At 68.1% G+C, this 6,924-nt stretch carries 6 protein-coding genes and 1 pseudogene; 5 read left to right on the top strand and 2 right to left on the bottom strand.

What is annotated here, in order from left to right:
• Together Q4F73_RS10565 and Q4F73_RS10560 are read right to left on the bottom strand one after the other, a co-directional pair.
• A pseudogene (locus tag Q4F73_RS10565) lies at positions 1-681 on the bottom strand (Fe-S cluster assembly protein SufB); the annotation flags it as partial.
• A complete protein-coding gene (locus Q4F73_RS10560; protein ID WP_303359308.1) occupies positions 678-1,382 on the bottom strand; it encodes a metalloregulator ArsR/SmtB family transcription factor in 705 nt (234 codons plus the stop codon). The pseudogene Q4F73_RS10565 and the gene Q4F73_RS10560, both read right to left, overlap by 4 nt.
• Positions 1,383-1,518: 136 nt before the next feature.
• On the opposite strand from Q4F73_RS10560, the gene mptB reads away from it, so the two are divergent.
• Genes mptB through Q4F73_RS10535 form a run of 5 tightly spaced genes read left to right on the top strand, consistent with a single transcriptional unit; the run spans position 1,519 to position 6,923 of the window.
• Positions 1,519-3,201 carry a polyprenol phosphomannose-dependent alpha 1,6 mannosyltransferase MptB gene (gene mptB, locus Q4F73_RS10555; RefSeq protein WP_303359307.1) on the top strand — a complete coding sequence of 561 codons (1,683 nt, stop codon included), beginning with the start codon at positions 1,519-1,521 and terminating at the stop codon, positions 3,199-3,201.
• 6 nt (positions 3,202-3,207) lie between these two features.
• On the top strand, positions 3,208-4,146 hold the full coding sequence (locus Q4F73_RS10550; protein WP_303359306.1) for an ABC transporter ATP-binding protein: 939 nt from the start codon (positions 3,208-3,210) through the stop codon (positions 4,144-4,146).
• A 1-nt stretch (position 4,147) separates the two neighbouring features.
• On the top strand, positions 4,148-4,918 hold the full coding sequence (locus tag Q4F73_RS10545; RefSeq protein ID WP_303359305.1) for an ABC transporter permease: 771 nt from the start codon (positions 4,148-4,150) through the stop codon (positions 4,916-4,918).
• 50 nt (positions 4,919-4,968) lie between these two features.
• A complete protein-coding gene (locus tag Q4F73_RS10540) occupies positions 4,969-5,940 on the top strand; it encodes a heme A synthase (protein WP_303359304.1) in 972 nt (323 codons plus the stop codon).
• 17 nt (positions 5,941-5,957) lie between these two features.
• Positions 5,958-6,923, top strand: a complete 966-nt coding sequence (locus Q4F73_RS10535) for a quinone oxidoreductase (RefSeq protein ID WP_303359303.1) — start codon at positions 5,958-5,960, stop codon at positions 6,921-6,923.
• Position 6,924: the final 1 nt, after the last annotated feature.

Below are 6,924 nucleotides of genomic sequence, written 5' to 3'. Positions count from 1 at the left end.
CTCGAACTGGCCCATGTTCTCGGTGTTGATGCGGAAGTAGGCCTGCAGCGGGATGTCGACGTGGACACCCTTGGGCACGTAGATGAAGGAGCCACCGGACCACACGGCGGAGTTGAGCGCGGAGAACTTGTTGTCGCCGTCCGGGATGACCGTGCCGAAGTACTCACGGAACAGCTCCGGCTGCTCCTTGAGGGCGGTGTCGGTGTCGAGGAAGATGACACCCTGTGCCTCCAGGTCCTCGCGGATCTGGTGGTAGACGACCTCGGACTCGTACTGGGCGGCCACACCGGCGACCAGGCGCTGACGCTCGGCCTCGGGGATGCCGAGGCGATCGTAGGTGGTGCGGATCTCCTCCGGCAGGTCCTCCCAGGACTGGGCCTGACCCTCGGTGGAGCGGACGAAGTACTTGATCTGGTCGAAGTCGATGCCCGACAGATCAGCACCCCAGGTCGGCATGGGCTTGCGCTCGAAGATGCTCAGCGACTTCAGGCGCTTCTCCAGCATCCACTCCGGCTCGTCCTTCTTGGCGGAGATGTCGCGGACGACGTCCTCGCTCAGGCCGCGGCGGGCGGAGGCGCCGGCCACGTCGGAGTCGTGCCAGCCGTAGTTGTACGGACCGATGGACTCGATGATCTGGTCATCGCTCATGCTCTCCGGCGACTGCGGTGTTGCCTGGGTCATGATCCGCTCCTTTCTTCTGGAAGTTTCTCGATGGGTGTCAGGGGGATATTGGTGGTGCAGATGCCCTGGCCACCGGTGATGGTGGCCAACGGCTGGACATGGACGCCGACGAGACGGGAGATCTTGTCGTGTTCGGCCTCGCACAGCTCGGGGTGCTCGGCGGCCACGTGGGCCACCGGGCAGTGGTGATGGCAGATCTGGATACCGTTCCCGGCACGGGTGACCGTTGCAGCGTACCCGGCACGGTCGAAGGCGTCCGCCAACTCCCCCGCTGTTGTCTCGATGGAGGCCTCCTCCGCCGGGGTGACACCCTCGACGATCCGCTCGATGCGTTTGTCCGCCAGCCGACGGACGGCCTCCGCTCCCCCGGTGTCCCGGAGGATGTCCAGGGCGTCGGTGGCCAGCTGATCGTAGGAGTGCCCGAAATGGGAACGCCCGGCGTCAGTGAGCCGAAACGCCTTCGCCGGTCGGCCACGCGACGCCGCGGAGCCGGCCGACCTGGTGCGCCGATCGAGTGTCTCCGCCAGGCCGTCCGCGACGAGGATGTCCAGGTGCCGGCGAACCCCGGCGGTGGACATCTCGAGGCGTTCGGCAAGGTGGGAGGCCGTGACCGGTGCGAGTTTGAGCAGCATGAGCATGATCTGACGGCGGGTGTCTCCCTCCACGGTCCGGGTCTCCGGGCCGTCGGTGTGGTCTGCCATGGCCGTCACCTCCTTCTCTGCTGTCGTGAGAGTCGTCTTCGGCACCGGGTGGTGGACCGGCGCCCTTACATTCGACAACACTAGTGTTCCTTAATTCATTCCCGCTGTCCAACCTGCGGCTGGCTAGGATGGGCGGGTGACCTCCAGACGACCGGCCCCCCTGCGCGCCCTCGGCGCCAGCCTCCCGCGTCTGGGATCGGCGGGTTCCCGGTCGGCGCTGCTCCACATTGACCCCGGTGAGGACGCCCCGCGGGGCAGCTCCCGCCTGGGCATTCGCGAACTCAACCGCTTTCAGCTGCTGCGCTGGATCGGCACCATCGGCGCGCTGCTCATCGGTCTGGGCGCCCTGGGCGCCGGAGCCCTGCCGGTCCTGGGCAACCCGTACTCCTCTTTTCCGGGCGGCGCCTTCATGGCGCGCATGCTCACCACGTCCTCGGCGATGGTGCTGGTCGGGGTAGGCCTCCTCGTGCTCGCGTGGGTGCTCATGGCACCGTTCGCAGGTGCTGCTTATCGACGCCCGCGTAGCGTCGCCCCCACCGTCACCCCCTCCCTCATCACCCGCACCTTCGCCGCCTGGGTGCTCCCCCTGCTGTTCACCGCCCCCCTGTTCACGCAGGACATCTACTCCTACCTGGCCCAGGGATCGATCGTGGCCCGCGGGATGGATCCCTACGCGGCCGGTCCGGTCGACCTGCTGGGGCCCGAGGACCCGCTGGCCCGTTCCGTGCCCTTCATCTGGTCCCACTCCCCCTCCCCCTATGGTCCGGTGGCACTCGGGATAGCCTCGGCGATCAGCCACCTCACCGCCGACTCCATCACCCTCGGGGTCATCGCCCACCGCCTCGTGTCCCTGCTGGGGCTCGTGGCCGCCGGGTGGGCGATCTCGCGCCTGGCCCGCCGCTGCCGCGTCAACCCCGTCACCGCCCTGTGGCTGGGCATGCTCAATCCGCTGACCATTCTCCACCTGGTCGGCGGCATCCACAATGAATCCATCCTGCTCGGTCTCATGCTGGTCGGGCTGGAGGTGGGTCTGCGGGGCGTCGATAAGCTCGGGGGACGCAACGGACAACCCGTCGACCCTGCCGGCGGTGCCGGACTGATCATCGTCTCGGCGATCCTCATCGCCGGCGCCGGCATGGTGAAGGTGACCGGCTTCCTCGCGCTCGGATTCGTCGGCATGAATCTTGCGCGGCACTTCCTGCGCGTCGGACGGGGACCGGTGGTGTCCGTGATTTTGGCCGCCGTCATTCAGGTGGCGCTGTTGGTGGCCACCATTGCCGTGGTGACCGTGGCCACCGGCATCGGCCTGGGCTGGGTGACGGGCCAGGGAGGGGCGGCGTCGATACGCAGCTGGCTGTCGATCACCACCGACATCGGCGTGATCGCCGGTTTCTTCGCCATGCTCCTGGGGCTCGGTGACCACACCGACACCATGCTGCTCATCACCCGCGGTGCCGGAGTACTGGTCGCCGGAGGGTTCCTCATCCGATTCCTCTTCGCCACGTTCCGCGGCACCATCCACCCCGTCGGCGGGCTCGGCGTGGCCACATTCGTGCTGGTCATTCTCTTCCCCGTCGTCCACCCGTGGTACATGCTCTGGGCGATCTTGCCGCTGGCGGCGTGGGCCAACCAGGTGGTCTTCCGCGTCGCGGTCGTCGCCTACTCCGCATTCTTCTCCTTCACCGTGCTACCCCGCGGGCTGGCCCTGCCCCCGCTGACGATCGCCTCCATCTACCTCGGGGCGGCTGTGACATTCGCCGTCGTGGTGGGACTCGGCTGGTGGCTGATGCGGCGTGGGACGATCCGTGGCCTACACTGATTAACCGTGTCTGCAACTTTCGATGGGTCGACCCCTGCCCTGGAGCTGGGGAATGTGGTCAAGAGATTCGGCGCCACCACCGCCGTCGACGGCCTGTCCCTCACCGCCCGCCGCGGAGAGGTCCTCGCCCTGCTGGGACCCAACGGCGCCGGTAAGACCACCACCATCGAGATGTGCGAGGGGTTCCAACGCCCCACCTCCGGCTCCATCCGCGTCCTGGGCATCGATCCGGTGACCCACCCCGAGGACGTCCGCGCCCGCATCGGGATCATGCTGCAGGGCGGGGGCTCCTACTCCGGGATCCGGGTCGCCGAGATGCTCCGCCTCGCCGCCGCCTACAACGATGACCCCCACGATCCCGAGTGGCTCATCGACATCCTCGGCCTGGACGGCGTGCGACGCACCACCTGGCGCCGCCTGTCCGGCGGCCAGCAGCAACGCCTCTCCCTGGCGCTGGCGATCATCGGTCGCCCGGAACTGGTCTTCCTCGACGAACCCACCGCCGGCCTCGACGCCCAGTCCCGCCTCGCCGTCTGGGAGCTTATCGACGCCCTACGCCGCGACGGCGTCACCGTCATCCTCACCACGCACCTCATGGACGAAGCGGAGGCCCTGGCCAACCACGTCGTCATCGTCGACAAGGGACGCGTCGTCGCCTCCGGCACCCCGTCCGAGCTGACCTCCGAGGACGGCTCCCGCCTGAGCTTCGAGACCGACACCCCCCTCGACATTCCGCGTATCGACGACGCCCTGCGGGACCTTCCGGGCGTCGAGGCGCTCCGCCCCCTGCATTACCGCCTGTCCGCCGACGCCACCCCCGAGCGCATCGCCGCGGTCACCCGGGCGGTCGCCGATCAGGGCGTGCTCATCCGCCGCCTCGATGTCGACCACCGCAACCTCGAGGAAGTCTTCCTCGACATCACCGGACGGAGCCTGAGGAGCTGACATGACCACCACCCGATTCTCCCCCGGCACCTTCACCCCGGCCCCCCGCCGCGCCCCCCGCGGCCGGATGATCGCCGCCCAGGGACGCACCGAGACGATCCTGTTCCTGCGCCACGGGGAACAGCAGCTGCTCAGCGTCATCATTCCCCTGGTGGCCCTCGTCCTCACGGCGACCATGCCGATGTTTCGGGAACAGACCTCTCTGGCGCAGCTGCTGCCCATGGTGCTGGCGATCGCCACCTCCAGTTCCGGGTTCACCGGGCAGGCGATCGCGGTGGCCTTCGACCGGCGCTACGGGGCGCTCAAACGCACCGGCGCGTCCGGGGTCCCCGCCTCGACGATCATCTTCGGCAAGGTCATCGCCGTGGCCGCCATGTCGGCCCTGCAGGTCCTGCTGCTCGGCTCGGTGGCGCTGTTCCTCGGGTGGCGTGCCTCCCCGGGCGGGGTGGCCCTCGGCCTGGTGATCCTCCTGCTCGGCATCACCACCTTTACCGCCCTCGGCATGCTCATGGGCGGCACGCTGTCCTCCGAGATGGTCCTCGCCCTGGCCAACCTCATCTGGTTCGTCCTCGTCGGTGCCCTCGGCTGGGTGGTGTTCTCCCCCGGCCTGGACACCGCCGGCTGGTACACCGCCATCCCCACCGTGGCCCTCGCGGCCGGGCTCACCGATGCTTTCGCCGGGGTCATCCCCTGGCTGGAGATCGCCGTCATGGGGGCGTGGGCCGTGGCCGCGTCGGTGATGGCCGTCCGATGGTTCCGCTTCGAGGCCTAGAGTTTCCTCACACCCGTCAATAGTTCAATCCCGCACGTCGAAAAGATAGGATGGGCGCCGTGACTTCTGCGACCGCCACCGACCACCCGACCACCACGAAGGGTCCGACGGTGCGCCTCCAGCGCATCCTGGCCTTCATCCTCCTGCTGGCGCAGGGTGGAATCACCGTCACCGGTTCCATCGTCCGTGTCACCGGATCCGGCCTCGGCTGCGACACCTGGCCGAACTGCCACGAGGGTTCCCTGGTTCCCGTCCAGGGTGCGGCGCCGGCCATCCACCAGGCGATCGAATTCGGCAACCGCCTGCTCACCTTCGTCCTGGCGGCCATCGCCATCGCGGTGTTCATCGCGGTGCTGCGGGCGGGGCGTCGCAAAGAAATCATCGTCTACTCCGTGCTCTCGGGTGTCGGCATCATCATCCAGGCCGTCCTGGGCGGCATCTCCGTCCACCTCGACCTCAAGTGGTGGGCCGTGGCGATCCACTTCCTGCCCTCGATGGTGCTCGTCTGGATCGCGGCCCTGCTCTACATGCGACTCGCGGAACCCGACCATCTGCCGCAGGTGCGGATGTTCGCCCCCATCATCCGCACCCTCACCATCGTCGCCGCCGTGTGCCTGTCTGTCGTGCTCGTCACCGGCACCATGACCACCGGCGCCGGTGTCCACTCGGGCGATGACGGGGTCGGCATGGAGGGTCGCCTCGACGTCGACATCGAGGTCATGGCTCTCGTCCACGCCGGCACCATGTACGTCTACCTGGCCGCCACCCTGGCCGTCGTCTGGCTGCTCTACCGCGGGATGGCCGCCAAGGACGCGAAGAACACCGGGTGGGTGCTCATTCTCATGATCGCCGTCCAGTGGGCCATCGGCGTCATCCAGTTCAACCTCGGTGTCCCCCGCTGGACCATCCCCGCCCACGTGGCGATGAGCTCGGTCGTCGTCGCTTTCTCGGCTTTCCTCTACGCCCACGGCCTGCGCCGGATCACCCGCGAAGAGAAAAACGCCACCGTCACCGCCGAGTGATCGCTAGCCTGGATGCCATGAAGGCAATCCAGATCACTGAAACCGGAGGACCCGAGGTCCTCGTCCTGCGCGACATCGAGGCGCCGGTCCCGAACGACGACGAAGTGCTTGTCGACGTCCTCGTGGCCGGCGTCAACTACATCGACACCTACTACCGCGAGGGCGCCTACCACGCGAGTGTCCCCTTCGTCCCCGGGCTGGAGGGCACAGGCCGGGTGGTGCACGATCCGCAGGGGGAGATCGCCGAGGGGACGGTCGTCGCCTGGTGTGACGCCTTCGGCTCCTACGCCGAGCAGGTCTGTGTTCCCCGTGAGCGTCTGGTCGCCGTGCCCGAGGGGGTCGAACCCGCCGTCGCCGCGTCGATGCTGCTCCAGGGCATCACCGCCCACTACCTCACCTACGGTGTGTACAACCTGCAGGAGGGTGACTCCTGCCTCATCACCGCCGGCGCGGGTGGCGTCGGGCTGCTGGCCACGCAGATGGCCGCTGCGAAGGGCGTGCGGGTCTACTCCGTGGTCTCCACGGACGAGAAGGCGGAACTGGCCATGGAGGCCGGGGCCACCGAAGTCTTCCGCTACTCCGACAACCTGGCCGAGGTCGTGCGCCGCCGCAACGGTGGAGTCGGCGTCGACGTCGTCTATGACGGCGTGGGCAAGGACACCTTCTCAGAGTCCCTCGAGGCCGTCCGTCCCCGCGGCGTGGTGTGTCTGTTCGGTGCCGCCTCCGGTGCCGTCGAGCCGGTGGATCCGCAGCTGCTCAACACCCACGGCTCCATCTACCTCACCCGCCCCTCCATCGGTGCCTGGACCTCCGGCGAAGGTGAATTCCGGATGCGGGCCCAGGCCGTCACCCAGGCTGTGGTCGACGGCGCGCTGAAGTTCCGGATCTCCGGCGAGTACTCGCTGGCCGACGCCGAGCAGGCCCACCGCGACCTGCAGGGTCGCCGAACAACCGGTTCCATCGTCCTGCACGTCCAGGACTAGT

The organism is Corynebacterium sp., from assembly GCF_030535495.1.
Taxonomy (GTDB): Bacteria; Actinomycetota; Actinomycetes; order Mycobacteriales; family Mycobacteriaceae; genus Corynebacterium.
Note: the sequence above shows the minus strand (reverse complement) of the source record. Positions and strands in the feature narration are given on the sequence as shown.